The organism is Vibrio sp. 2134-1, assembly GCF_033339495.1.
The window spans coordinates 1-634 of record NZ_JAWOUS010000568.1 but is presented as its reverse complement, the minus strand read 5'-3'; the positions used below and the strand labels follow the sequence as shown (position 1 = coordinate 634).

Below are 634 nucleotides of genomic sequence, written 5' to 3'. Positions count from 1 at the left end.
CGCGAAAATGATCAAGCCGCCGCTGACGGTCAAAATCGAGTACAAGCCATCCGGCAGTTGATTGCGATTGATGACTTTCCACAAGACCCAGCCACCAGCAAAACCAAGAAGCGCACCGATACCAAACTGCTTAACAAAACTAAGCGCTAAAAAGCCGGCGCTTAACTCCGTTCCCGTACTAGAAAGAATCGCAATTAACGTAACGGTCAAGAACACCGCCATTGGGTCGTTGGTGCCCGATTCAATTTCTAACGTCGAGCCAACACGTTCGTTCAGACTGCGCCCTTTCAATAAAGAGAAGACCGCGGCCGCATCCGTTGAACCGACAATCGCGCCAACCAAGATACCTTGCAATAGATCCAAATCGAACAACCAAGTCGCCATCAAACCGGTTAACAATGTCGTGATGGCTACGCCTATGGTTGCCAACGACACCGAAGGCCACAAGGCGACCCGAAAACTGGCGACTCGCGTTCGCATCCCGCCATCCAAAAGAATGATGGCGAGCGCTAAGTTACTGACTAAATAAGCGATGGAATAATTATCAAATAAGATTCCGCCAAGGCCATCTTCCCCAGCCAACATACCTACCGCAAGAAATACGAGAAGGATTGGAATCCCCAATTTTGAGGAC

1 protein-coding gene is annotated in these 634 nt (G+C 49.7%); it reads right to left on the bottom strand.

Annotated features, from left to right (window positions below; all coding sequences use genetic code 11):
• Positions 1-634 (bottom strand): cation:proton antiporter (locus tag R7R78_RS27270; RefSeq protein ID WP_225474753.1); only part of this gene is annotated, 634 nt, incomplete at both ends.